22 protein-coding genes are annotated in these 25868 nt (G+C 49.7%); 16 read left to right on the top strand and 6 right to left on the bottom strand.

Annotation, left to right across the window (positions count from 1 at the left end; translation table 11 throughout):
• The first annotated feature begins 161 nt into the window (after positions 1-161).
• From CUU80_RS07870 to CUU80_RS07895, 7 genes are all read left to right on the top strand, one after another.
• Positions 162-2216, top strand: a complete 2055-nt coding sequence (locus CUU80_RS07870; protein WP_100496769.1) for an Ig-like domain-containing protein — start codon at positions 162-164, stop codon at positions 2214-2216.
• A 180-nt stretch (positions 2217-2396) separates the two neighbouring features.
• Positions 2397-4268, top strand: a complete 1872-nt coding sequence (locus tag CUU80_RS07875) for a glycoside hydrolase family protein (protein WP_100496770.1) — start codon at positions 2397-2399, stop codon at positions 4266-4268.
• Between the two features lie 20 nt (positions 4269-4288).
• Positions 4289-4414, top strand: coding sequence for a hypothetical protein (locus CUU80_RS11130; protein ID WP_279324994.1), 126 nt, complete (start codon positions 4289-4291; stop codon positions 4412-4414).
• A gap of 101 nt (positions 4415-4515) precedes the next feature.
• Positions 4516-5607, top strand: a complete 1092-nt coding sequence (locus CUU80_RS07880) for a glycosyltransferase family 1 protein (protein WP_100496771.1) — start codon at positions 4516-4518, stop codon at positions 5605-5607.
• Between the two features lie 17 nt (positions 5608-5624).
• Positions 5625-6557 carry a glycosyltransferase gene (locus tag CUU80_RS07885; protein WP_100496772.1) on the top strand — a complete coding sequence of 311 codons (933 nt, stop codon included), beginning with the start codon at positions 5625-5627 and terminating at the stop codon, positions 6555-6557.
• 34 nt (positions 6558-6591) lie between these two features.
• Positions 6592-7641 carry a glycosyltransferase family 2 protein gene (locus CUU80_RS07890; RefSeq protein ID WP_165775893.1) on the top strand — a complete coding sequence of 350 codons (1050 nt, stop codon included), beginning with the start codon at positions 6592-6594 and terminating at the stop codon, positions 7639-7641.
• Between the two features lie 91 nt (positions 7642-7732).
• A complete protein-coding gene (locus CUU80_RS07895; RefSeq protein ID WP_165775894.1) occupies positions 7733-8785 on the top strand; it encodes an acyltransferase family protein in 1053 nt (350 codons plus the stop codon).
• Between the two features lie 641 nt (positions 8786-9426).
• On the opposite strand, the gene CUU80_RS07905 is transcribed toward CUU80_RS07895, so the two are convergent.
• From CUU80_RS07905 to CUU80_RS07915, 3 genes are read right to left on the bottom strand one after another with little or no spacing between them, the layout of a single operon-like run.
• The gene (locus CUU80_RS07905) at positions 9427-9693 is read right to left on the bottom strand and encodes a PqqD family protein (RefSeq protein ID WP_100496775.1); all 267 of its coding nucleotides are present in this window, start codon (positions 9691-9693) and stop codon (positions 9427-9429) included.
• A gap of 32 nt (positions 9694-9725) precedes the next feature.
• A complete protein-coding gene (locus CUU80_RS07910) occupies positions 9726-11465 on the bottom strand; it encodes an ABC transporter ATP-binding protein (protein WP_100496776.1) in 1740 nt (579 codons plus the stop codon).
• A gap of 23 nt (positions 11466-11488) precedes the next feature.
• Positions 11489-12328 carry a hypothetical protein gene (locus tag CUU80_RS07915; RefSeq protein ID WP_133119408.1) on the bottom strand — a complete coding sequence of 280 codons (840 nt, stop codon included), beginning with the start codon at positions 12326-12328 and terminating at the stop codon, positions 11489-11491.
• A gap of 138 nt (positions 12329-12466) precedes the next feature.
• On the opposite strand from CUU80_RS07915, the gene CUU80_RS07920 reads away from it, so the two are divergent.
• The 5 genes from CUU80_RS07920 (at position 12467) to CUU80_RS10875 (ending at position 19838) form a co-directional block, all read left to right on the top strand.
• A complete protein-coding gene (locus CUU80_RS07920) occupies positions 12467-13837 on the top strand; it encodes an O-antigen polymerase (RefSeq protein ID WP_100496778.1) in 1371 nt (456 codons plus the stop codon).
• Positions 13838-13871: 34 nt separating this feature from the next.
• A complete protein-coding gene (locus CUU80_RS07925) occupies positions 13872-15320 on the top strand; it encodes a flippase (protein ID WP_100496779.1) in 1449 nt (482 codons plus the stop codon).
• A gap of 112 nt (positions 15321-15432) precedes the next feature.
• Entirely contained in the window at positions 15433-16455 is a 1023-nt protein-coding gene (gene rfbB / locus CUU80_RS07930) for a dTDP-glucose 4,6-dehydratase (protein ID WP_100496780.1), read from the top strand.
• A 104-nt stretch (positions 16456-16559) separates the two neighbouring features.
• Positions 16560-17978, top strand: a complete 1419-nt coding sequence (locus CUU80_RS07935; RefSeq protein WP_100496781.1) for a tyrosine-protein kinase domain-containing protein — start codon at positions 16560-16562, stop codon at positions 17976-17978.
• A gap of 267 nt (positions 17979-18245) precedes the next feature.
• Positions 18246-19838, top strand: a complete 1593-nt coding sequence (locus CUU80_RS10875; RefSeq protein ID WP_207760106.1) for a hypothetical protein — start codon at positions 18246-18248, stop codon at positions 19836-19838.
• 114 nt (positions 19839-19952) lie between these two features.
• Here CUU80_RS10875 and CUU80_RS07945 read toward each other — a convergent pair whose 3' ends face one another.
• The 3 genes from CUU80_RS07945 to trxA all read right to left on the bottom strand — a co-directional run bounded on the left by CUU80_RS07945 (position 19953) and on the right by trxA (position 22205).
• Positions 19953-20387 (bottom strand): hypothetical protein, encoded by a 435-nt coding sequence (locus CUU80_RS07945; RefSeq protein ID WP_100496782.1) that lies wholly within the window; start codon positions 20385-20387, stop codon positions 19953-19955.
• 279 nt (positions 20388-20666) lie between these two features.
• A complete protein-coding gene (locus CUU80_RS07950) occupies positions 20667-21668 on the bottom strand; it encodes a resuscitation-promoting factor (RefSeq protein WP_100496783.1) in 1002 nt (333 codons plus the stop codon).
• 180 nt (positions 21669-21848) lie between these two features.
• Entirely contained in the window at positions 21849-22205 is a 357-nt protein-coding gene (trxA, locus tag CUU80_RS07955) for a thioredoxin (RefSeq protein WP_100496784.1), read from the bottom strand.
• A gap of 212 nt (positions 22206-22417) precedes the next feature.
• Between trxA and CUU80_RS07960 the strand changes: the two genes are divergently transcribed.
• The 4 genes from CUU80_RS07960 (at position 22418) to gcvH (ending at position 25806) form a co-directional block, all read left to right on the top strand.
• Positions 22418-23050 (top strand): NUDIX hydrolase family protein, encoded by a 633-nt coding sequence (locus tag CUU80_RS07960; RefSeq protein ID WP_100496785.1) that lies wholly within the window; start codon positions 22418-22420, stop codon positions 23048-23050.
• A gap of 143 nt (positions 23051-23193) precedes the next feature.
• Positions 23194-24039, top strand: coding sequence for an alpha/beta fold hydrolase (locus CUU80_RS07965; RefSeq protein ID WP_100496786.1), 846 nt, complete (start codon positions 23194-23196; stop codon positions 24037-24039).
• Between the two features lie 42 nt (positions 24040-24081).
• The gene (gene nudC / locus CUU80_RS07970; RefSeq protein ID WP_100496787.1) at positions 24082-25359 is read left to right on the top strand and encodes an NAD(+) diphosphatase; all 1278 of its coding nucleotides are present in this window, start codon (positions 24082-24084) and stop codon (positions 25357-25359) included.
• A gap of 42 nt (positions 25360-25401) precedes the next feature.
• The gene (gene gcvH, locus CUU80_RS07975) at positions 25402-25806 is read left to right on the top strand and encodes a glycine cleavage system protein GcvH (RefSeq protein WP_165775898.1); all 405 of its coding nucleotides are present in this window, start codon (positions 25402-25404) and stop codon (positions 25804-25806) included.
• The last annotated feature ends 62 nt before the right edge of the window (positions 25807-25868 follow it).

Genomic DNA, 25868 nt, shown 5'->3' on the forward strand with positions numbered 1-25868 from the left:
CGTCTGGGCACGTACAAGTACTACGACATGCACAATGTGATCGACACGGCTTTGACCGCGTACGAGGAGCAGGTCGCCCCACTACTCGCAAGATAGTTAACATATGAGTGCCATTCAATAAACTATTGAATGGCACTCATATTCATTTCTGAGGAGGGGCATTGAGAAGAAGTGCACTTATACCCATTACGGCGTTATTGGCGTTCAGTATGGTAATGCCGGTTTCATCCATTTATGCAGATGAAAGCAATGTCGGTGTTGATAATTCGGGGATTGAGGCTTCTCCGAGCTCATGCGAAGCTGCTGATTCTAGTGCTGAGACATTCCATGATGATTTTGATGGTGACTCCATCGATACAATGAAATGGCCGTCGGTTGGAAGTTTGGGAGGAAAGTATTACATCAGTGATGCTTATTCAAGCTATACCGCGCCGGAAAACGTTGAAGTCAATAACGGGAATCTACGTCTTTGGCTAAGACAGGATGGGAAAAAGAACTTCACCTGGGTGGGTAAGGATTCACCTAAAAATTCCAATGGATGGGGTTGGAAACAGCCGTATACGGGTAAGATGCCTGCATATACCGATGGTTATCCTTGGAACGATCCATTACCATACACAGCGGGTGCTGTAACCAGTAACCCCAGTGGCACCAATGGTTTCGCACAACAATACGGTAAATTCAGCGTATGCCAAAAGGCTCCCAAAGGAAAGGGTGTGTGGTCTGCTTTTTGGCTTTTGGCGAAGTCCGGAGGCTGGCCGCCAGAGTTTGATATAGCAGAATTCTATGGTGGCCAAGGAGATGGTGGACAGGGCACTATGCAAACCGGACATCCATGGAAGAGGAATGCGAACGGAACCCTTTCATGGGATGATAGTGTGTGGTCGAATAATTCCAAGTATCATTTTACTGACCAGTATTACAAATTCACTGTAGTACTGAGCAAGAATGCAAACGGCGTGCCGATGACTGATTATTACATCAATAATCAACACATTAAGCATGTGCAGGGGCCCCATGCAGGTCAGTCCTTCGACCAGACTGAGGCTGAAGCGGAGCAAGGATTCTATTTCGTACTTAATACCGGTGCACAATCCAAGAAATCGTGGCTGACGCCATTCGATTATCCTACGGACCCTGACGTTGAGCATTCCTATGATATCGCTTGGGTAAGCGCTGAAGCATTGACCGAGACCTTGGCTCCGTTGCAACGTGTTGTCAATGATATTCATAAGCTTGATGCCAACGACTACACTACTGATTCGTGGAATGTGTTGAGTGCTGAGACTTCCCAGGCAAGCAAGCTGTTGGGAGACGCTTCCACCAGTGCCACTACTGTCAATGAGACTTTGGCAAAGCTTCAAACAGCTCAGGCTGCATTGGTAAAGAAAACACCAGTCGACTCCATCTCCTTGAGTGCAGATGACATGAGAGACGGAATCAAGTATGTTGATAAGGATTCCTCGGCCAAGATTTTCGCGTCTGTCGCTCCATCACAGGCGGCACAAGATTGGGGGAATCCAGCATGGTCCTCTTCTGATTCCTCTGTTGCCACTGTTGACAAGACTGGAACGGTGACTGGGCATAAATCCGGTACTGCCGTAATTAGTGCAAAGGTCGGAGGAAAGACCGGAACCATTACCGTACAGGTTTCCGAGCCTCAGGATGTCGCAGCGTATAAGCAATCTAATGGTGTTGATTTAGATAATGCTCAATGGAAGGTGCCTACTCAAAAAGGTAAAGTCTTCTCTGGCTGGTTTACCGAGCCATGGAAGGGTGCACAACCATATACTGAGACGAGCGGCAAAGCTTATCCTCACTTTGTTGACGGTAATGTTTTGTCCGTAAAGCGACAGATTTCTGCAGGTACTACTGCTCAGTCTGCGGAAACAGATCTAAGACTACTGACAACGGTCGATTCCTTGGATTACCAATCTGCAGGTTTTGAAGTTGCCCTTAATGATGGGCAGCCTAGTGATAAACAGACATCAACCGTCTATACAAAGATATCTGCGAATGACGGGACAACCGTTGTGGCCAATGATCCGACTGTTTTTTCGCCGGATTCGAAATACTTTGTTACATATTCATATTGGAATATTCCAAATGATAAGTTTGCGACAAAGTTTTCTGTGACTCCATATTGGATTACTTTGGATGGTACACGTGTGGAAGGAGTCAATCGCGTTTTCACTGTAAGCGACGCTATACAATAACGGATAGCTCATCATAGGTGAGAGCGAGAACCGGGACCATGGGCAGCGGCGATCAGTGATGATGTTTTCGTGACTACTTGTAGTGAGAAATGTTGTTATTGACGTCCCCCTCCCTTACGATAAGAAAGCAGAATCACCGGTTATATAGCGGGTGATTGAGCATAAGGACGAAGGAGTGAGATGAGAAACTCTTCGAGATTATTGAAATGTCTTTCGGCAGTGGCCGCTGCAGCGTTGTTGCTTGGTGCAGCTGGCACTGCTATGGCGGTGGACACCAATACTCAGAATGACCCAGATGTGTTGCTGGGCACATTCTGGAACACGAATGCAGACGGTACACTGAGCAATAGCATTTACATGTCTACTGACGGTGTTCATTTCAACAAGCTAAGCACTGCTATCACCAGTAATAGCAGCACAGATATGGGTGAGTTCCAGCAGGATGCTGGATTGTTTTACAAGAACGGTGCTTTTTGGCTTAATTCCGGCTGGGCATGGTCCGATCCGGATGATACCGATAATTTGACCAAGGGCCATTTCCTCCAGCCCATGTACTCTTCGTCTAAGGATTTGACTACATGGACTCAGCCTCGTGGATGGGCCCAGTACAAGAGTGATGGTTGGGTGGAGAACGATAAGGTTTCCGAATTGTTCCCTACGGAATTACCTCCATCCTGCCCAGTGGACGAAACAAGGTGCCAAGGTGACGGGCAAGGTCATACCGTTGATGGATCTTTTGACTCAGCTGGCGCTGAATCATTTGAAGATGAAGATGGGACGACTTGGTTCGTGAGTACGGCTGGCTACTATGGTCCAAAGCACGGCGATGATCGAGTACAGCCGACGATTACCAATAAGGTCTTTATTGCCAGTGTGAAGAATCTTGATCGCACCAGCAAGATGGATACAGAAACCGATGGCCGTTCATTCCCCCCGACCGGAAGTTCTGATCAGAAGCTGTATCCTGTGAACCTTCCGGGTATTTCTCAGAATATTCTTGACCCCGCTCTATTCAAGAGCGATGGTAAATATTACCTGAGCCTTGAAGCTGACGGACATATTGCCGTATTCTCCATTGACGATTTGAGCAACGCATCTGATGCTAGCAAGTGGACTGAAGTGACGGGAGACGCCTTCAACCGCATCGGTTTCGAAGGCCCCTCGCTGACAAAGTTTAATGGAAAGTATTTGATGTACGCGGATCGTCTTGCGGTAGATGGCGGTGTTGGTGTACATGTTGCCACTACAACAGATGTGAACAATTGGCCTAGCGGTTATCCTGCTCAGGTGGTAGCTACTGATGCAGCAGGCAATAGTTTTACGCCCCGCCACGGTACCGTCATTGCGGTAACCGATCCCACCGCCAAGAAGATCGTATGGGATTTGTATCGTAGTGAAAACTTCCCTCAGGCCAGCACCTTGGATGTGGCTCAGTACAAGGAGAAGGATGGGCAGGCTCTCGATAAGAGCCAGTGGACCGCTCCGACCGAGAACGGTAAGGTGTTTGCTGGTTGGTACAAGGACAAAGACTTTACTCAGCCTTTGGAAGAGTCTACAACTAGCGGTCAGGCTTATGCCAAGTTCGTTGATGCCAATGTACTTAGCGTTAAACGTCAGGTGACATATAATTCGACATTGCAGTCTGACAAGGTCAGCCTTCGCCTACTTACTACCGTTGATTCCTTGAACTATCAGGTTGCCGGATTCAATATTCAGCAGGGGTCGAATGCACCAAAGGATCGTTCATCTACTGCTGTTTACGGTCAGCTGAAGGAATATAACAAGAATACCTCCGGTGAAAACGCGGTTATGGATTCCATTAAGCCGACGTTGTTCTCTTCTGATTCTGCGTACTTCGTAAGCTATGGCATTTGGAACATACCGAATAATGCATTTAGCACGAGCTTTACTGTAACGCCATATTGGGTCACTCCCGATGGTACGCGTGTGAATGGTATTGCTCGTACGTTTACCGTCGCAGAAGCAATTCAGGCTCAAGCGGGATCGAGTACTTGGCCACCGGTCGTGACATCATCGGATACGGATAAGTGAATTAGAAAAGAGGTGTAACTATGATGAAGAAGGATTATGAGACGCCCTCCGCGCAGATTATCGACTTTGGCACCGCTGATGTGGTGACGCTGTCTGATGGCGGCATTGGGGTTGGTCCTGGTGAAGAATTCAATCCGAATGCGTGAGTAGCGTTCTGATTTGTTTTCACTATTGCATGTGCGTCGTTATTTATACTTTGTATACATAACGGCGCACATTTTTCATATATGATTTGAAAAGAGCAATTATGCAACGCGTACTTGTAGTTGGAATGACGGCGAATCCGGGTGGCCTAGAAGCCGTCGTGATGAATTATTATCGCAAACTGGATAGGTCTCGTATACAGTTTGATTTCTTGATTACGACTCCGACAATGGCGTATGAGTCCGAGGCGAGGGCTCTTGGTGCTCATATATTTAGTATCACCGCACGTCGCGTTAATCCTTTCAAATTCACAATTGAGTTACATAGGTTCTTTGCTGAACATGCCACAGATTACGATATTCTTTGGGCTAATTTGTGTAGCTTGGTTAATATAGATTACCTGAAGATGGCTGCGCGTTATAGCATCCCTAAGCGTATCGTACATTGCCATAATTCACGTAATATGAATGATGCATTACGCGGAGTGCTTCATGATATGCATCGTCGAAGTATTACAAGATATGCCACCGACTATTGGTCGTGTTCCGATAATGCTGCTGAGTGGTTTTTCGGCAAAGGTATTCGTTCGAATCCAAGATATCGTTATATCCCCAATGGTGTTGATCCATCACAATACCAGTTCAATGAACAGATCAGAGAGTCGAAGCGCAAGGAGCTTGGCGTCAAAGATGGGCAGATTCTTATTGGTAATATCGGTAGACTTCATACACAGAAAAATCAGTCGTTCCTCCTGAAAGCATTTGCGGCGTTGTCCAATCGAGATGCCCGATATCGCCTCATTATTGTAGGCGATGGAGATTTGAGACCTTCGTTGGAACAGGAAATCAACGATCTCGGTCTACAAGCCTCGGTCCAGTTATTGGGTGTTCGCCATGATATGGCCGATTTATATAATGCGATGGATATCTTCGTGCTGCCATCATTATTTGAAGGCGTGAGCATTGCGTTATTGGAAGCTCAGTCCAATGGTCTTCCGTGTTTAATTTCGGATACCTTATCGGACGAAGGAATAGTGAATGATAACATACGAAAAGTATCCATTGAAAATATTGATGGTTGGCGAACGGTGATTCCTCAGACAGGTATCACTCGTGTTTCCATTAATAAGATGCTCGGGTCCGATTTCGATATCAACAAACAGGTTTCGAGTTTTATGCAAGACCTGCTTGATTAATGAGAAAGTAGAGAATCATGAAAACTGCGGTACTCTTAGTTACCTTCAATCGACTTGATTGCCTGAAAATTACATTAGATAAGTATGACAATCAGACGGTCGCTCCTGATTTGATCCTAGTCATTGATAATGCAAGTACCGATGATACTCCTAACTATCTGAATGAATGGGAGCATAAAGATGCTGCATATGGAAAAAAGGTAATTCGTCTGAAACAGAATACCGGTGGCTCTGGTGGTTTTGCTGCTGGATTTGATTATCTCGAGCACTCGGATTATGACTGGATGCTCGTTGCAGATGATGATGCTTATCCGGAGACAACGACCATAGAACGATTGGAACGTGCTGTTGCCAAGTATGCAGCTGGTGCGGATGTCGCAGCACTCTGCACCACAGTGCTTAATAATGGTCAACCTGATCGATTGCAGCGTCGACGTTGGTCGGTAGTCGGTCCCAAGGTATTCGATAAGCCATGCACCCTTGAAGAGTACAAGAATGAGGTTAACAACATTAATGTTTTGACGTTTGTCGGTGCCTTCATTAATATCAAGGCAGCAAAGGCCGCTGGCCTGCCCGAGGCCGGGTTCTTTATCTATTATGATGATGTTGATTATTCTCTGCGTCTGGCTCAACAGGGACGAATTCTGTTCTTGCCGGATATTTGTATGCATCATGATACGGGCTTTTCGGTTCGTAATCAGACAACATGGAAGTCTTACTATTATTTGCGTAATAAGCTTCTCACCTACAAGCATCATGGCGGAGTACCAGCGTTCATCTTCGAGCTCTGTGTTGAGTTATTGAAAAAGGTTGGTCCGCTTTCTGCAATCCTCAAAAAGAGGACCAAGGAAGAGAGAACGTTATATTGGCACGCAATTCAGGATGCGGTTTCAGAACGTTTAGGCTTACACTCGGTTTATCGTCCTGGCTGGAAGCCCAATAATCGTTAGTAGTAGATATGCAAAGGTATTAAGGGATATAGCGGTGCAATCGCAAGGCTTTACAGATTTATCAATAATTATCCCGGTGTATAACGTCAGCCCATTGCTGTTCCATCGCTGTCTTGAGTCGATTACCAAGCAAGATGGAATTAGCGCAATCCGTTATGAGATTATCGTTGTCGTAGATGGTGCAGAGAACAATCAGGATCTTTTGAACAGCGGTCTGCTGGATAGTGATTCGCATATCCACGTGATTGTCAAGAGCGCAGGGGGAGTGGCTCAAGCTCGCAACCGCGGCATTGATGAAGCTATAGGCCGATGGATTTTGTTTGTAGATGCTGATGATTATTTGCCTGATGGTGCGATTCAGGCATTATTTAATGAGACCACATCAAATAATGCCGATATTATTGTATCCAATCATGCGCGCCAGCATGGTCAAAACCAGCAGTTAATTTCCTATTATGATGAAAAAAAATACTGGGATAAAACGGATTCGCTAAACTTCATCCAACATGTATTGTCGGTTGGCAGTGATCAAGGTACTGTCTGGGCCAAGCTTTTTAAGAGTCGCTTTTTGAAAAATTCCAACGAGAGGTTTGATTCTCGATTACTTAATGGGGAAGATCAGGAATATCTCGTTAGGCTTGTACGTCATATGCCGAATATCACCGCCATACCCGACAATACGTATATATACGTGTATAACCCATCATCTTCGGTAAGATCGTTTAATAATCACTATCTCGAAGATATCCTTCAAACTGTTAACGTAATTGATGATGATTTGAGACGTAGCGAGCTATCTCAGGATGTATTCAATACGGTATTCGGCCTGTATTGTTTAGACCGTCTATTGTTATTGATAATGAATTGGATCTGTAACCCAAATGCACCATGGTCGTATCGAGAACGACGAATGGTTTTTCGTGAAACATGTAGGAACACTCATTTTGCTCATGCGCTGAAAACCGTTCCCCTGAACAGGATTGACTCAATAACGCGACGTATCACGTTATTCTTTGCAAAGAATAATCTATTCCTGCTTATTAGTTTCATAGCGTGGTTACGGCATCGTCAGCTGAAACATTAATGATCGCAATGGATTAAAGTTCGAATCTATTTTGTAGATTAATTGAGACCAATTGAAGCGATAAAGTTATTATTTTTAATATATAATGAATATGCGTAGTGCTGGTGAAATGGAATTATCTCGGAAACGAGTTGTATGGATTGATGCCGCAAAGGGCATCGCGATGATTTTGGTTTTTTATGGGCATCTTGGTGAATACTGGTTTCCTGTATTGAAAACTTCTTTCGTTGTTGTTTATCTGTTCCATATGCCGTTGTTTTTCTTTTTAAGCGGTTTATTTTTTCATGCTCGGTATAATTTTAGGGAATTGTTAACTCGTAGAGCGTATCAATTACTAGTTCCCTACTATGTCTTTTCATGTTTGATGTTAGGGAAGCCGATTGGTCATGTTCTGTTTCCGCAAATATATGCGGGCAAGAAATCTAGCGTTATCAATGGTTCCGCATGGCAGGAGATTTTGGCTATAATATTTAATACAACCAATGGATTATGGTTTTTCTGGTCGCTGTTCTGGGCTTCTATTTTTGTGTGGATAATTATCAGAATTTTACATGATAATAAGAGACTCATTGTTGCCGTGTCTATATTGTTATTATTATGTGATGTGTTGGTTCAACACTATATAACTATTGCGCTTCCATTTACTATGAATCGTGTACTCAGCTCTACCGCATATGTGGCATTAGGTTACGTATCACGTGAAATTGTTCTTGGACTGAGATGTACCGTGGCTCGTGTTGTGCTGCTTGCATCTGTCATATTATTTGCATGCGTATCTGTTGTATTTGTATCGATAGCAGGAGCCAATTGGTTGTTTGTGCAATTGGTCGGCGTAGTCGCGGCCGTATGCGGTATTACAATGATTATTGCCTTTGCTCGTATTCTGCCCCCCCCTGGATGGCTACAAGCAATTGGCGTATCAACCTTGGTATACTATGCGTTCAATGATCTTATGCTGAAAATTTTTAAATTGATTGCGTTTAAGATATTCCCCTCGCCTATGACACAACCTTGGTTGATTCAAATAACTATTGCCTTTGCAGTTCTTATTCTCTCTGTTGCTTCTGTGTATTATTTGATGCCGGTTGTGCGTAAATATCTATGGTGGGGGATTGGCATGAAAAAGAAAGTTGTTACCGATTAAGTAATCAATAGTTATTGCTATGCGGCTCCACCGCCTTATGTTCTCTATTGCCTGTTAGTAATAGAGAACATAAGGCATTTGATAATTGGGTGCGATATAGTATTCGTTACAACAAACTTGAAAGATAGAGACGGAGCTTCTTATATATAAATCTTAGAGGATAGCTCCAAACCCAAACGCGGGTATACAAACGATATCCGATACCGTTAATATTGATTTTTTTATTTTTGCGATAGCAGCCTACAAGTATCCCAATAATTTGAGCCGGATATACATATTCATTCGTATAGGTGTTGTCACCTCGAATTAGATATAGTATTCCTTGTTCCGTATGTCGTATGCCTACCACTCGATGCAATACATATGAATCACCACGTCGGTACAAAGCAACATCATATTTGTGCAATAAATTATCTGGATGCACAGCGGCTAGCTGACCGACAATAATGGTGTCACGCCGATTGTAGAGCATCGGCCACATACTTACACCGGCCGTAGTGGACACCAATATTTTCTCGTTATTGAGCACCTGTTCAACATTCTCGACGCTGGAAGAAAATGAACTATCCATATATATGAGAGTATTCCAGTTTAATGATTCGCGCTGAATTAATTGTCGATTTAGCATTCATGGTATTTCTTTATTGTTCTAAGAACCCATGCTCATTCATGTGATGTATAAATTGCGCAACATCCTTGCTGGCCGTCTCCTGTGACACAGTAAACTGTTCTGTTAGAGTATTAATGAGTTCGTTCTCGGTGCTGCCTTGTTCCAGCGCTTTCCAAATAAACGCACCCGTAGGGTTGAGTTTTATCATACCGTGAAAATGTGTGCTTGATTCTCCAGTAGCAATCACAATACTTTGCCCAGCAACTTCACGCAGCACAAACCCTGGTTTAATCTTCATTGCTTACCTTCTTTTCATATAACTTAATATGATTACATGTTTTCTTGGTCGGAATAATCAAGATGAACGATCTGATTGCAGAATCCTAAAACTTCCTTGCGGTGTGACACAATGAGCACAGTTCTATTATGTAATGCTTTAATACGACTCAGCATATTATATTCCGATTTCGCATCCAGTGCCGAGGTGGATTCGTCTAACAACAATATGGGAGCCTGGCTGTATAGTGCTCTGGCGACCGCCAGCCGTTGCATTTGTCCTTCAGAGAGACCGGCCCCGTGTTCGCCGAGGATCGTATCGTATTGCTGAGGAAGTTGCTCGATAAAATGTGCTGCATCAGCAACTGTACAAGCCCAACGTATACGTTCTTCATCGAATAGACTCGAATCATCATGTGGGTCAGAAAGAGCCACCGCTTCACGTATAGTACCGGACATCAGACCGTTGCCCTGTGGCACATATGCATAGAAACCATCCGGAATTGCATTGGGCTCAAGATCGTACTTGTTTTTTCCATCGGTTGCTTCTAATACAATTTTGCCGGATTGTGGCACATAGGAGCCGAGGATTAGCTTCAATAATGTGCTTTTCCCAATGCCGCTGCGACCAGTAATTGCAATGAAATCGCCTTTATGTATGGTGTAGGAAAAATTGTGCAGTACATTGTTACGGCCATAGCTGAAGTTGACGTCACGGAAGGATAGCCCCATCATTTGCTGATATAGGAGGCTTGCCGGCAAAGACGTATCATTAATATCGAAACATGCGTTATTTTCGTTTCTTGCACTGGAATGACGTTGGGGAAGCAGATCGATGAGTCGTTCAGTGCTTGCGAGTAGTGCGGCATGTTGCGGGAAAATGCTGCCAAGAGAGACAAATGGTGTCTGAATTTGTCCGATGAGTTGGATTACGGCTAAAAGCGTGCCGTATGTAATTGTCCCGGCCAATAGGCCATGACCACACCATATGAATCCTAAAGCATATCCTCCTTGCACAGCAAAGGTCAATCCTGTGGACGCAATATCATTACCGACGATACGCCTCATACGAGCTTGCTGATGACTTTTCATGGTCATTTCGGCATGCCTTAATATTTTTGCCTGCACTCCAAAAGCTCGGATGACCAAGAGATTTTCAAGACATTCCTGAATGAACGAGCGAACGGCTCCTTCAGCCTCTTGCACACGTTGATGTAGATGTTTCAGCCAATTGCGTAGCAGCATCGACATCATTCCCATGACGAGTCCAGCGCATATGAACATGCCGGTCAGCTCGGGTGAGAGTACGAACATCACCGCAATAACGCCGACAAGACGGATGGTCATTGACACGGTTATAGGAGCCAAGGTGGTGATGTTTTCCGAAACGACGGTGATATCCGAGGTCAATCGATTGATAAGTTCGCCGGAATGATATCTGGTTGCAAATGCGGCATCCGAGCGAAGAATGCCCTCAAATACTGTGGATCGGAGGCGGTTATCGATCGAGGACTTCGACCGTTCCCCAATGTAGATATACACTGCTCGAAGAATGATCTGTAACATCAACGCCATGATGAAGATGACACATAAAGTGAAAAAACGCGAGGAATTGTGTCCTGCGGCCGAATCAATGGCATCTCGCATCAATAAGGCATAGCCGACTCCTATTGCAGCGATACCGGCTTGTAGGACGCACATCAATACTACGAATAGCGAAGTCTGTTTGCATACGCGTAGTAGCCACAGATAAATTGTCCATTGAGACAAATGTATGGTTTTACTGGATTCCATATGTGTACCGTTATTTGTGACGATCAATGAAAATTGATCGAACTGATGAACTGGTGAGCCCCGTGTACCATAGCTGATGAACTTGCTCGAACTGCGGCTTTGCTGATGGTGCAGCGCAAGCGGTAGATAGGAATGTCACGGAGTAGCGAATCCAGTAGATCCAATGTTGCAATGGCGGATTTTGGATCGGTCGGCATATATGTTTGCCGCAAGATGAGCGGCAAAGCTTCGTCTGGCTTGATTCTGGTGCATGAATTAGCGATTCCATGCTCATCAGTAAATCTTGTGCTATCGATGGAATGCTTCATGTCATCGTGATACGTGTCCTTTTCGCAAGCACGCGTCACGATGCATATTCCAGCTACAGGTGCCTGCATATTGGTTTCCCAACGCTCTTTGCCCGCCCAAGGAGTGCCATAGGCGACTATCCGAGGAGAATCGATTTTGAGAATCGGTTTATCGCCGTTGATAACACTCACCTCATCGCCGAACAGCCGTTTCCATAGACGAATATGAGTTGTTTTTCCGGTACCGCTCGGTGCGGTGAAGATATAGGCATGGTTGGCGTAGGAAATCGTTGCTCCATGAAAAACCAGACGCCGAAAAGTCGGAATCGTTTCGGCAATTTTACGTAATATGGCCAAAGTCTCAAGATATGAATCATCCCAGTTGCCTGTTTCGCTTAGACTCCGTTCACGTTCAATGTCGGCCTGAGTTATGTAAACCGACAAATCCGAAATAGCGGAATCCCTATCGAATCCATTGGAGGGAAGCAGGTAGGCTTTTCCTTGTTGCGCAAGACGGTCATGAATAGAATGCACAGCTATTGTGAGATCAGCCATGCGCAATAGATAATCAGCCATAGGTGCCATTATAACGGTCTCGTCGATGCGAGAAGCAGTAGTCTACCTTCTTGGCGAAGCATTTTCCTATCTTTGGCGCGGCCTAGAGATAGAGTAAGCTATTGCTTTGTTGATGAACCTAGGATAAAGGCCGGTTGGATGAATACCCTGTTCCTACTCATAATACTCATTGCGTGCCTTGGGGTTTCGTTTGTACTAACAGGACGACGACTGATTTCGCCTGTCGTTTTCTTCTTCGTTCCGTTCATTTTTCAGATTCTTGACGGTTTCCTGTTCTACAGAATTTGGGAATTTAATCTGCATATGGAAACGGTTGCAATAGTTTCCGGCTGTTTCTTTGTCTTTGCATTTGGCTGTGTCTTAGTACATCACACTCTCGGTTCAAACAATAAAATCCGCTATGTATCCGATCGTCCAGTGGCATTGTCTTCGGCAAATGCATATAATCGTCCTATACACATTCCCACACGGTTTTACTGGTTAATTATTATTGTCCAGATTATCCTATTTCTTATTGTATTTCGTGCAGAGAAACAGGTAGTAAGTCAATATCTTCCTGTATCAGGTATTGCTGATGTAATAACTGGGTATAATAATCTCAATAAATTCACTGATGCGGATGCAATTCTTCCTACAATTCCGGCACAGCTTTCCGCTGTTTTGCAAGGTTTGACTTTCTTTGTCGCATTATTAGGCGCTAAGGAGTTGGCCAATAGAGGTCGTTCCTCGTCTCCGGTTTGTATGTTAGCACTTTTAGTTGCTATTGTCGTTGCTTTTGCTACCGGTAATAGAACTTGGCCTTTGTCTGTTCTATTTACATTCGGCATTATTTATCTTCTGCTTCTGGAAAAACAAGGGAAAATCACTTCAATCGCTAAGATTAAAGTCAAGTACATTGTTTTTGGAATTATTGCATTTGTGGCGCTACTCGGTGCCTTTTATATGTTGACTTTTGCAATGGGCCGAGACAATACGATGACCCCTATATACTACTTGTCCGTTTATCTTGGAGCGCCGCTTAAGAATCTTGATTCGGCGATTGCGGAGTCTATAACTCCTAGTCCTGTACCGGGCGAGTACACATTTAATTTCCTCTTTCAAACTCTTATTGCCAAGTTTGGCGTAGAGGCGGATCAGATTGTCTCTCTTCCTTACCGTGATATTGGTATTTATCCACTTGGTAACGTATATACCGTATTCTTCGCTCCTCTTAAGGATTTTGGCATAGCTGGTTGTTTATTATTAATATTTGTGCTCGCTATCGTTATGCAAGCAATATATGAGATTTCCTTAAGGGCGGATGATTCAAGGTTGTCTATTGCCCAAGTGCTCTATGGTTATTTCTCATTTCTGCTTGCTATGACTTTCTTTGCTCATTTTATCTTCCAAAATGTTGTTCATCTTGGCTTTGCAAAACAGCTTGTGACCATTATTGCTTTTACAATATTCACTAATTATATTGTACGGAAAAGGGTTGTTTCTGAGGTAATCCCTATCCGTGTAAACTAATCTAATTTATAGATATCGGGGCACAGGAATTTAGATGAGTAAGTCCATCAAGATCAATGTTGTGATGAATCTGATTCTTTCGGCTTCATCAATGATATTCCCGCTTATTACTGTTCCATATGTATCGCGTGTGCTTTCGGTCGAAGCGAATGGTGCGGTATCTTTCGCTCAATCCGTAACCGGTTTTGCAGCGATTTTCTGTACACTGGGTATACAGACATACGGAATCCGAGCCTGTGCACAAGTTCGCGATGACCGAGAAGCTCTCTCGCGGGTTGTTCGTGAATTGTTATTGATTATCGCTATATGCACCACTATAACCATGGTCATTTTTGCAATTTTAGTTTTCACTGTCCCTCGATTTGCCGAAGACAAATTGCTTATGGCTGTTTTTAGCGTCGGTATAGTTCTTACTGCATTTGGTGCCGAATGGTTCTATCAGGCTACTGAGCAGTATGTGTATATTACTGTTCGAAGCCTGTGTTTCAAGGTAATTGCAATTATCGGTCTATTCGTACTCGTGCGTCAGGAGCAGGATTATGTTTTTTACGGTGCATTCATTGTATTCGCAGCTAGTGCTTCGAATATATTTAATATGTTTAGGCTGATTAAATCTATTGATTGGTCAGTAAAGCTTTCAATACATCCTCTTCATCATATGAAGCCTATCATGGTGTTTTTTGGCAATAATCTAGCTACCAGCCTTTATCTGACCCTTGATACTATTCTTTTGGGTTTCTTTACTGTTGGTTCATATCAGTTGGGCCTGTATCAATTGGTAATGCGCTTGAAAAATGTGATTTTGGCAGGAATGGGCTCAATCAGTAATGCCGTCCTTCCCCGGCTTTCGTATGAGGTGCGTAAGCATACGGATGTTTTCTTCTCTTTACTTAAGAAGACATCCTCTTTTTCTATTCTTTTTAGTGGAACGATAGCCATTTATTTATTTTTCATGGCGCAAGATATTGTACTATTGCTGGCCGGATCGAATTTCATCGAATCTGTGCCTTCTATGCAAATCATGTCTTTTGTTATCATTGTGGTGGCAATTAGCGGTGTGACGGGTTTTCAGATTCTTACTCCGCTCGGTAAAGAAAAGTATATGACTATTTCCACTATTATCGGTGCGATCATCGATATTGTTCTGAATGTACTGCTTGATCCATCAATGGGCGCTTTTGGCGCATCGCTTGCGCTACTTGCGGCTGAGACCACTATTACTGCCGTACAGCTAGTGTTCTGCCGCAAGTACATTCGAGAAAGTTTGGATGTCAGAAATGTGCTGGTTATCGTCCTCTCATTGTTTATTACGGCATGTGTCCTAGGCATGTCCAAACAATGGATTCTTCATTTCAATCCATTTGTCAATCTTTTGATTGGTGCCTGTTTCTTAGGCATTGCAGAGATGGTGATGCTCATGGTGCTGAAGGAGAATCTTGTGTCCCAGACGTTAAGTGGCGTGCTTAAAGCCATAGGGAAATAACAGAAATATAATAGCTCGTAAGCATGACTATGCGAATAGTACGGTTAGGTGCTTGTACTTTTGGTAATGCACAGAATCGGAATTCAGGATACATGCATGGATATAAAGAACCATGGCTGAAGAACTTTTCACTCCACACAATATCATTGTGACCGGTGGCTGTGGCTTCATCGGTTCCAACTTTGTCCATTATGTCTATAACAACCACCCGGATGTGCATATCACGGTGTTGGATGCGCTGACCTACGCCGGCAATCTGGAAAACATCAAGTCCATTCTGGGCGACCGAGTGGAGTTCGTGCACGGCAACATCTGCGACGCCGAGCTACTCGACAAGATTGTACCCGGCCACGATGCAATCGTGCATTACGCCGCCGAATCCCACAACGACAACTCCATCGCCAACCCGGAGCCGTTCCTCAAGACCAACGTCGAGGGCACCTTCCGCCTGTTGGAAGCCGCCCGCAGGTACGACGTGCGCTACCATCACGTCTCCACCGACGAAGTATATGGCGACCTCGCTCTGGACGATCCGGCCAAGTTTACCGAAGAGACCCCGTACCATCCGTCCAGCCCATACAGCTCCACCAAGGCGAGTTCCGACCTGCTGGTGCGCGCATGGCACCGCACCTTCGGCATCCGCGCCACGATCTCCAACTGCTCCAACAACTACGGCCCCTACCAGCATGTGGAGAAGTTCATCCCGCGCCAGATCACGAATATTCTGGAGGGCCTGAAGCCGAAGCTGTACGGTAACGGCTCCAACGTGCGCGACTGGATTCACACCGACGACCACTCCACCGGCGTGTGGACCATCCTGACCAAGGGCCGCATCGGCGAGACGTATCTGATCGGCGCGAACGGCGAACGTAACAACCTGACCGTTTTGCGCGACATCCTGACCGTAATGGGCAAGAGCCCCGACGATTTCGACTGGGTCAAGGACCGTCCGGGGCACGATCGTCGTTACGCAATCGACTCGACCAAGTTGCAGACCGAACTTGGCTGGAAGCCCACTCATACCGACTTCCAGAGGGGTCTGGAGCAGACTATCGCTTGGTACACCGACAACCGCGACTGGTGGGAACCCGTCAAGGCCGCGACCGAAGCCAAGTACAAGCAGCAGGGGCAGTGAACATAAATCCTTACCCCCCGCACTCCACCCCGCTAAAACTCGTGGGGTGGTATTAATCTGATTGACTATATGTGAGATTTTTTCCGAAGAGTTAGGGAAGACCATTGACCATCGCTGATTTGCTGCAGATTTTACGCAAGCATTTCGTATCCGCGATTATCTCGTTTGTGGTGGTGTTCGCCGCTATCGCTGCGGTCACGTTCATTATGCCGCCCAAGTACACGGCCACTGCCGAGGTGCTAGCCACGTACACCGGACCTTCCGGTCAGGAGCAGTCCACGAACGATATGAGTTCCGGCACCAACTATCTGAACACCCAGATCAAGACCTATCCAGAATTGGTCAAGACCGAATCCGTACTGAAGCCGGTAATCGACGATCTCGGTCTCGACATGACCACCACCGACTTGGCCGATGTGGTGACCGCCACGAACCCGACGAACACGTTCATGGTGGATATCTCTGCTGAGGTGGGTGATCCGCAGCAGGCCGCCGACATCGCCAACAGCGTGGCCAAGAACCTTTCGGATCAGATTTCTTCAGACCTGTATATCACGGACGGCGGCAAATCGCCGATTAAGCTTTCCGTGGTGCAGAAGGCTCAGGTGCCTACCAGTCAGAGCTCTCCGAACGTTCCACTGTACCTGGCCGCCGGTCTGGTGCTGGGCGTGATTGTGGCCGTGGGCGTGGCCCTGCTCAAGGATATCCTCAACACCAAGGTCGATACGACCGACGACGTGCGCGAAATCACCCACGCTTCCTCGCTGGGTACCGTGCCGTCCGCAACGATTCTTGACGACAGCCGTCCTGTGGTGGTCGCCCAGCCCGCCGGTAGCGAGGCCGAGGAGTTCCGTCGTATTCGCACCAACCTCTCCTTCCTGACCACCACCGCCACCAACGATCGTGGCCGTCTGCTGGTCATCACCTCCACCGACCCGTCCGAAGGCAAGACCACCGTTTCTTCCAATGTGGCCGTGGCTCTGGCCGAGGAAGGCAAGAGCGTATTGCTTATCGATGCTGATCTTCGTCACCCGTCCGTGGCTCACAAGCTCGGCATCGAAGGCCATGTGGGTCTGTCCCACGTGCTGTCCCGTCAGGCTTCTCCGGCGGACGTCATCCAGAAGTACTGGAAGCAGAACCTGCACATCATGCCCGCCGGCAAGCGTCCGGCCAACGCCAGCATTCTGCTTAACTCCGACATCATGAAGGAGATGGTGGAGCAGGCGCTCACCCAGTACAACTACGTGATCATCGATACCGCACCGCTGTCTGTGGCCAGCGACGCCACCGTATTCGGCCGTATGGCCGGCGGTTTGGTGCTGGTGACAGGTAAGGGTGTTGTGGAGAAGAAGGAGCTGGAAGGCACCGCTCAGGCGCTGAAGACCGCCGAAGTGCCGATTCTGGGCTTCATCTTCAACTTCGCCGATCCGAAGAAGATTCATTCGAAGAACTATTACTACTACTATTACGAGGACGGCAACAAGCGTTCCTCCCGCAAGGAGAACCGCTCTCGTAAGAAGTGATCTTCTCTGGCTGAAGAATCTCGCTGAACGTGCCGGTTGTGGATGTGAATCCATAGCCGGCATGTTTCGTTTTTCAGTTGTTAGTTCAACTATTGGTAAAGAAATATAGAGTCTTGCGGACAATCGGTTCGTTATGGCAACGGGTCTGGATAGACTAGCCCTTTGGTACGGTCTTGATACGCAGTTCGATAGACAGACTGGAATAAGGCTGGGACGTGCCGTTACGGGTGCGTGTGAGTTTGAGTGAGTTGCAAAGGAATGAAAGATATGGGAACAGAGGGACGTCCTGAACCGAAGCTGGACGCAAGTTCTCCCGCAGCGCCCGCGAGCGGAGACATCGTTGACACCTTCTGGGACATTCCGCCAATCGAATTTCCCCCTGAATCCGGTAACGCTAGTGCATCTGCTACAACCGATAACGAAGCTCAGGGCACACTGAAGGGCTTGCATGACGGCACGAATGTATTGAGCGGAGACGAAGGCGTTGGGTTGTCGTTCCCTTCGTTCGATGACGTGCTGCAGTGGCCTACCGCCCATTCCTCCGCATCATCGGCAAAGTCCTCGGCCGACAACGCCGAAACTGCGGTGCTTGGTACTTTCCCGGATGCTCATGCGGCAACGCAGCCCGATGCTCCAACCGCGACGATGGCGATGCCGAGCGTGCCATCGGCTGACGCACAGTCTTCTGCTTCCGCCGGACAAACACTGCCTCTGTTCGCGCCGGTCGATACGGCGTCGTCCGATACGTCCAAGGGCAATAATGAACACGACGATCTGAATATCGACTTCAGTGCCATCGAACACAACCCGGAACCGGTGGAGGATCCGAAGCACGAAGATAATAGCGGCGCTCGTGTCAAGAAGAGCGGTAGTAGGGGCAAGATTATCGCTGTCGCGGTGATCGCAGTCGTGGGCGTGATTGCGGCGATTGTGGGCGGTATTTATTACTGGCGCACTGATGACCAGCGTCAGGAGGCTCGTCGTCTGCACAGCGCTGCGTTGGCGCAATGCGAGAAGGCGGTGGATGGGTACTCTGCCGCACAAGAGGCATTGACCAAGGCGCTTGCCAACGCGAAGAGCGCTCAAGCCATCAAGTCTGACCAAGTGGCAGACGGCACTACCGTAACCGCGCTGAAGAAGGCGGTCTCTGCAGTGAAGGATGGTGAAACCATCGAGTGCAAGGCATCCGCATCTACAACAAACCTTAAGGAATACGCAAAAACGGCTACTACGCAGAGCAAGACTGCGGAGAGCAATGCTCAGGCGATTACCACCGCCGCCAAGGCCGTTACGGACAGCAAGAACACCAAGGACGTGAACGACGCCAAGCAGTCCCTGCAAGACAAGATCACTGAGGCGCAGACGTTGCTTGATTCCAGCCTGTATGCCGTGGCGGATGATACCACGCGTACCACGCTGAGCGCTGACATCGATGCCGCCAACGATGTGCTGGCCAACAAGTCCACCGATATCAAGACGATGCAGGCCGCAGTGACCACGCTGAACACGGATATCGATGCCGTCAACGCGTCCATGGCCGCCTATACCGCCCAGCAGCAGGCTGCGACTCAGTCGCAAGCCGATACCGGTTATTACAACGGTGGTTTGACGGGTGGCATGACCGGCGGTACCACGGGAGGTACCACGGGAGGTACGACCGGCGGTACCACGGGAGGTACCACGGGAGGTACGACCGGCGGTACCACGGGAGGTACCACGGGAGGCACCACGGGAGGCACGACCGGCGGTACCACGGGAGGCACCACGGGAGGCACGACCGGCGGTACCACGGGAGGCACCACGGGAGGTACGACCGGCGGCACTACGGGAGGCACCACGGGAGGCGAAGAATCCGACTGATCTTATGAAACAGAAAAGATGAAGAACTTCGTATAATAAATACACAATAAAAATGTCCTGCACTACGCAAAGTGGTGCAGGACATTTTTATATAAGCCGAAAACCGCTCCCGAATCAGGCGGTCTTCTTGCGGCCGCGGCGCTTCATCGTGCCAGCGGTGGCATTGTCCACATCGAAGATCACGGTCTTGTTTTCCGGATAGGCGGCACCGTTGACGGAAGCATAAGCCACTTCGCCTTCCGGGGCTTCAGCCAGCGTGAAATAGGCCTTCACAGCCTCCACGATCGCCGGATCCTTAATGCTCACGGAAGCAGTCTGCTTGCCTTCAGCTTTGCTGAACTTCACCGCGTTATCGGACTTATCCGAAGCGGAAGCAATGGCGATTTGCTTGGTCTTCTCGTTGATCAGCACCTTGACGAACGGCGGGAAACCAAGCACTTCAACGGTAGCCTTGTTGAAACGAACAATCGAATCGGTCACTGTCATAACGGTTTTGCCCACCGGCTTGACCAGACGGACCTCTTCAAATCCCTGCAGCAAGGAAGCCATAATGATCTCCTTAATAGTCGAATAATATATGTATTTTCCTTGGCTATTCTAGTGAATAATAACGGAATAATGCAAATGCAATTATGGAGATATGATCAGGCAATTATCGAATGAAAAACCGACAATAAATCGTAAGTTTTAGTTTCAGCTATTCCATAAAAGAACCGCGCATGCAGTGCAATGCAAAAAGTCCTTTCCGTGAATCTTCTTCACGAAAAGGACTTTGTTTTTCCTGACGAATCCTGACGAATCAAAATCAGGAAAGTCGGATGTCGAAAATCAGTAATTCTTATACGTCACCCAATGGTTGTACGCCTGCACAATGCCGCCGTAACGCTGGTTGCAGTAGTCCACGAACCACTTGAACTGAGTCTTATAGTTGGTCTGCCAATCAGCGCCAGCCGAGACCATCTTGCTGCCCGGGTAGGCCTGCGCCAAGCCGTAAGCGCCGGACGTGGGGTTGGTTGCCGTGGGACTCCAGCCGGATTCATGGCTGATGATGTAGTTCGCAGCCGTGAAATCTTCTTCGCTGTATCCGTTGGACAGCAGGTACTGATGCGCCCACGATTGGATTTCGCCAGCTGGCGTCGTAGTGCCAAGCGAAGCGGACGACGACGAGGAAGACGCCGTAGCCGTACCCACCAAAATCACCTTGTCGACCGGAGCCTGCTTGACCCACGATGCGAACACATTGGAGGACACGACCTTATCGCCGGCTTTGGTCACCAGAGCAGTGGTTTCCAGAATGCCGTTCTGTCCTTCAGTCTCCACCTTCTCCTGACCCTTCGGCAAATCGCTGGTTTCCTTGCGGACCTCGTTGAAGGCGATTTCCGTTTCCGTGGTTTCCACATCGGCGTTGGCGCGATCAATGGTGATCACTGTAGCTTCGGTAACCTTGGAATCCAGCGAGGGGGAAACCGAATCACTCGGATCCAGTGTGATGTTGCCGGTTTCCAGCACGTCCTTGACGGTGGTCATATCCGGCTTTTCGCCGAGCACCACGCGCGAATCACCGTTGATCTTCACCGTGACGAACGTGGTGTTCTTATCTGCACTGTTGATCGCACCGCGAGCGGCGGAACGCGAGGCGGCCGAATCAGTGGCGGAAAAAGCGGTGACGGTATTGATGGGGGCCGTGGAATCCGACTGGTAGAAATTGCGGGACACCACGCCGGCAGCAGTAATCAACCCTGCGGCGGCCACCAATGCCGCCACCTTCGCCGTCTGCTGACTGGTCAGCAGAGACTTGAGGAGAGGGGTACGCTTGCCGTGTTTAGTCATTGCGCTCCTTGATCGATCGCACATGAATTCGTGTACACGCACAATCACAACATTGTGTACACGAATTCCTTACACACATCACTCACCATGATAGACCGTGAAATAGACGGCAAAGAGCGAGCAGATGACGCGTCGAAGATGCCGGCGGAAATCGCGGATATCAGCGAAAGCGCCGAATGATCAGGCGGCCGTTCCGTTCGCAGCGTTCAGATCGAGCGCCTTGGCCTGCGCAATCAGATCATCCAGATCGGCCGCCTGCAACGCTCCGGCCTGCTGGAAGACCACCTGACCCTGCTTGACGATCATCAGCGTCGGCACGGCCTGAATGCCGGCGGCCTGAGCCAGATCCTGGTTCGCGTCGATATCCACCTTCGTGAATGCGATGTCCGCGTTCTCCGGCTTATCGGAAGCGGCTTCGAAAATCGGGCCGAACGCGCGGCACGGACCGCACCAAGTGGCCCAGAAATCCACGAACACGATATCGTGATCGGTGACGGTCTTCTCGAAATCCGCAGACGTGATGGCAGTGGTGGCCATGGTTCCCTCCTTGCAGTAGCAATCTCCAGTAAACAATCTCTCTATCGGATGCACACCAGCTTTCCAGCACCACCCAACAATTTGCGCGAATCGTCATGCCCTCAGCCGAAATCCGCATTGTGCGGGACGGATCGTATCCGGAAGCACAACATTTGCCCAGATTTCGCTGGAAGGTGACACAGGAAACGCATTCACGCGCGATAATGGGACACATGCCAGTCATGAATGATGAAGTGCCCGACGAGGGCGATTTCGACGCTGACCGCAAGCGCGGGGAATTCGACAACATCACGCCCGAGGACTTCATCCACGGCGGTGGAGCCGGGCACGGTAATCCGCCGGGATGGCTTGGACCTGCGGATATCAACCGGGCGCGTCACCAAATGCCAATCGCTTACGTGGAGATCGTGCCGGTGCGCACCGATGAGCTGGGGCGCATCGCCCAAGTGGGATCATTGCTGCGAGTATCGGACGACGGATCCATAGAACGCACTTTGATTACCGGGCGAGTGCTGTTCCATGAAACGTTGCGTGAGGCCATCGCTCGCAACATCGCCAAGGATCTGGGAGACATCGCATTGCCGCTGCTGCCGGCATCGCTTCATCCGTTCACCGTGGCCGAATTCTTCCCCACGCCGGGATTGAGCGAGTATTACGATCCACGTCAGCATGCCATTGCACTGTGCTATGTGGTGGCCATCGGCGGCGACTGCAAGCCGCAGGATGAGACGTTGGATGTGGAATGGGTGGCGCCTCGAAGCGACATGATGGAGACGTTCATCAACCAGATGAGCAACGGGCACGATCGTATTGTGCGTCAGGCACTGGCTTGGGCGGGTATCTGAAGTGGATATCCGATTGTGAGCTGACGCGTCGTGCATTGAGTCGTGTATTGAGTTGAGCTCGCATCGAGTTCGCGCCGGTCTCATACCAGACATGGCAAAAGACGTATGCAAACAATCGTCTTCAATCTTCAAGGAGATGGAGCATGGCAATCGAATTGGCCAATCATATCTATCGTGACGGTGAGGGGATGCCGGTGGTGCTGATGAACGCCTATCCGGTGGACCATCGCATGTGGGATGTCTGCGCGAAAGCGCTCGCCGACTTCGCTGATCTGGACGACGTGCCGCCCTTCCCGATCTGGGCGCCGGACATGGCCGGTTCGGGCGCTTCGCCGGTCCCGAGCGACGCCGACAGCGGCCCTCGCATGGCGAATGGCGCATACAGCGAGGCGTTGGACCGTCTGGCCAAAGCCTATGTGGACTTGGTGAAAGCCGCCGGGTACAGCAAGGCCATTTGGGTTGGTCTTTCGATGGGAGGCTATGTGGCGATGGATATCCAGCGCCTGTTCCCCGAGGCTGTGGGCGGACTGGCCCTGTGCGATACGATGGCCGCATCGGACGGCGTGGGCGGCGAAGCGCGACTCACCATGGCGAACGCCGCCGAACAAACCCATTCCGTGGAACCGGTGATGCATTTCGCGCAGCCGGCCGAAGGAGACTCCACGGTGAAGCGCTCGCCGGCATTCATCGAAACGATGAGCCGGTGGATCAGCGAGCAGAATCCCGCTGGCTTGGCCTGGCGGCAGCGTATGACCTACGGCAGGCCGGAGTTGGGTGATGTGCCGGGCACGATTGACGTGCCGACCGTGGTGGTCTCCGGCGAAAACGATCCCACCAGTAATCCAAGTGTCATGAAGCCGCTGGCGGAGCGTATCGCTGGCGCCGAGTTCGTGGCAATCCCGGATTGTGGGCATTTCAGCGCCGTCGAACATCCGGACACGGTGGCGCGTGCGCTGCTTGCTCTGGTGCGGCGTGTGCAGGAACGCTGACGACGCTGACGAAATCGCTGACGAAATCAAGGAGTGTCTGATATGGCAGCCGATATTCATTTTTCACCGCTGGCGCTGACCCGAGCGCTGCCGTTTCTGCCGTTGGCTCAAGGCGACATCGATTATCAGGTCGATCGTCGCGGCGAGCCGAATCTCATCGAGAACCTGCTCGCGGACCCGAACACCAAAGTGGTGCTGACGCGTGGTGGACGCATCGCGGTGCCGCGCGGCCAAGGCGATCTGGTGGATTACGAAAACGTCAAAATGCGGTTGGCCACGCTACCGGGAGCATATGTGAGCGCCGAGCTGAGGCATTACCCCGAAGCGGTGGCGATGTTCCTAGGCGCGTATGCGGGAGCACGTGGCACGTCCGTGGTCGCGGTGGATATCACCCGTGTGCCGGAAGCCGGCGTCACAGCAGATATCGCTGCTGCAGGAACGAGAGGTGCCGATGTGCTGGGAGTCGAGGATTCCGGCACAGTCGATGGGGCGATGGGCAAAGCCGGGGTCGCCGGACAGTCCGGTGACCCCGGCAGCTGCGGCCGTATGCCAGGCAACCATACGCACGGTTCGCATCCCGTGGCCCTGAGTGTGCCGGATTCCGCCGGGCAGGGCGCCGATGACGCGTTCGACGAAACCGTGAGTCTGCCCGGGGAAGTGCCGCCCGCAAAACCGACGTTGCTGCAACAGGCCGTCACCCGTTTCGACTGGGTCGATCTTCGCGGATTCGCGCCGCACGCCAGCGCTCGCGAAGCCGGTCAGGCCACTAGCGCCATCACGCTGAGCATCTGGCATTCTCGCCAGCGGTTCTGCCCCACGTGCGGTTCGCCGGTACGCCCCGCGCTGGGTGGCTGGGCGCAGCGCTGCACGAATGAGGCGGACGGCAACCGTGTGCTGTTCCCGCGCGTGGAGCCTGCGGTCATCACTGCCATCGTGGACGGCCGTGACCGTCTGCTGTTGCAGCACAATACCGCTTGGAAAGACCCGAAACTGTACTCGGTGTCCGCTGGATTCGTGGAGGCTGGGGAGAACCTTGAACACGCCTGCCGACGCGAAGCCATGGAGGAGACCGGTATTCAGCTGGGGGAGGTGCGGTATCTCGGCTCCCAGCCGTGGCCATTCCCGGCTTCGCTGATGATGGCGTTCAAGGCGCATGCGGTCACCACCGATATACAGGTGGATGGTGAGGAGACGATGATCGCCCGCTGGGTGACGCGCGACGAATACACCGCCGAACTGATCTCCGGCCGTATGGTGGCACCCGGTCGCGCCACCATCGCCCGTTACATGATCGAGGAGTGGCTCGGCCGCGAGCTCTAGTCGCAAGCCCGGCGGAGCTTCGACGGTGTTAGTCTGGTGCGTATGAACGAAAACGACAATGAACAGCCGCTGAACCTCGACATCCCCGACCACCTCGAATACTCCGAAGAGCATGCGTGGGTGGATCGTTCCGTCGATCCCGCCATCGTGGGCATCACCGAATACGCCGCCGATCAGCTCGGCGAGCTCGTGTTCGTGGACCTGCCTGAACCCGGTTCCCGCGTGGAAGCCGGTGACGAGATCGTCGAGTTGGAATCCTCCAAGGCCGTCCAGCCGCTGATCAGCCCGGTGGCCGGCACCGTCAAGTATGTGAACCGTGATGTGGCGGACGATCCGTCCGTCATCAACGGCGACCCGTACGGCGAGGGATGGATTGTGAAGATCGAGCTTGATGATGACGAGCCGGATCTGCTGAGCGCTGAGGAGTACGCCAAGATCATTCGTTGATCATGCGTGATTTCCGGGATTCCCCTGAGGGCTCTTCTCAGGGGAATCCCGGGGCATTGGCG

It is taken from the genome of Bifidobacterium scaligerum, assembly GCF_002802865.1.
Lineage (GTDB): Bacteria > Actinomycetota > Actinomycetes > Actinomycetales > Bifidobacteriaceae > Bifidobacterium > Bifidobacterium scaligerum.

Bases quoted from the DNA above. Each gene is read 5' to 3' on its own strand.
- CUU80_RS07905 (WP_100496775.1), bottom strand. From the start codon at position 9,693: ATGAAGATTAAACCAGGGTTTGTGCTGCGTGAAGTTGCTGGGCAAAGT.
- CUU80_RS07920 (WP_100496778.1), top strand. From the start codon at position 12,467: ATGAATACCCTGTTCCTACTCATAATACTCATTGCGTGCCTTGGGGTT.
- CUU80_RS07945 (WP_100496782.1), bottom strand. From the start codon at position 20,387: ATGGCTTCCTTGCTGCAGGGATTTGAAGAGGTCCGTCTGGTCAAGCCG.
- gcvH (WP_165775898.1), top strand. From the start codon at position 25,402: ATGAACGAAAACGACAATGAACAGCCGCTGAACCTCGACATCCCCGAC.
- CUU80_RS07960 (WP_100496785.1), top strand. From the start codon at position 22,418: ATGCCAGTCATGAATGATGAAGTGCCCGACGAGGGCGATTTCGACGCT.
- CUU80_RS07880 (WP_100496771.1), top strand. From the start codon at position 4,516: ATGCAACGCGTACTTGTAGTTGGAATGACGGCGAATCCGGGTGGCCTA.
- CUU80_RS07910 (WP_100496776.1), bottom strand. From the start codon at position 11,465: ATGGAATCCAGTAAAACCATACATTTGTCTCAATGGACAATTTATCTG.
- rfbB (WP_100496780.1), top strand. From the start codon at position 15,433: ATGGCTGAAGAACTTTTCACTCCACACAATATCATTGTGACCGGTGGC.
- CUU80_RS07915 (WP_133119408.1), bottom strand. From the start codon at position 12,328: ATGGCTGATTATCTATTGCGCATGGCTGATCTCACAATAGCTGTGCAT.
- CUU80_RS11130 (WP_279324994.1), top strand. From the start codon at position 4,289: ATGATGAAGAAGGATTATGAGACGCCCTCCGCGCAGATTATCGACTTT.
- CUU80_RS10875 (WP_207760106.1), top strand. From the start codon at position 18,246: ATGGGAACAGAGGGACGTCCTGAACCGAAGCTGGACGCAAGTTCTCCC.
- CUU80_RS07885 (WP_100496772.1), top strand. From the start codon at position 5,625: ATGAAAACTGCGGTACTCTTAGTTACCTTCAATCGACTTGATTGCCTG.
- trxA (WP_100496784.1), bottom strand. From the start codon at position 22,205: ATGGCCACCACTGCCATCACGTCTGCGGATTTCGAGAAGACCGTCACC.
- CUU80_RS07965 (WP_100496786.1), top strand. From the start codon at position 23,194: ATGGCAATCGAATTGGCCAATCATATCTATCGTGACGGTGAGGGGATG.
- CUU80_RS07950 (WP_100496783.1), bottom strand. From the start codon at position 21,668: ATGACTAAACACGGCAAGCGTACCCCTCTCCTCAAGTCTCTGCTGACC.
- nudC (WP_100496787.1), top strand. From the start codon at position 24,082: ATGGCAGCCGATATTCATTTTTCACCGCTGGCGCTGACCCGAGCGCTG.
- CUU80_RS07895 (WP_165775894.1), top strand. From the start codon at position 7,733: ATGCGTAGTGCTGGTGAAATGGAATTATCTCGGAAACGAGTTGTATGG.
- CUU80_RS07925 (WP_100496779.1), top strand. From the start codon at position 13,872: ATGAGTAAGTCCATCAAGATCAATGTTGTGATGAATCTGATTCTTTCG.
- CUU80_RS07875 (WP_100496770.1), top strand. From the start codon at position 2,397: ATGAGAAACTCTTCGAGATTATTGAAATGTCTTTCGGCAGTGGCCGCT.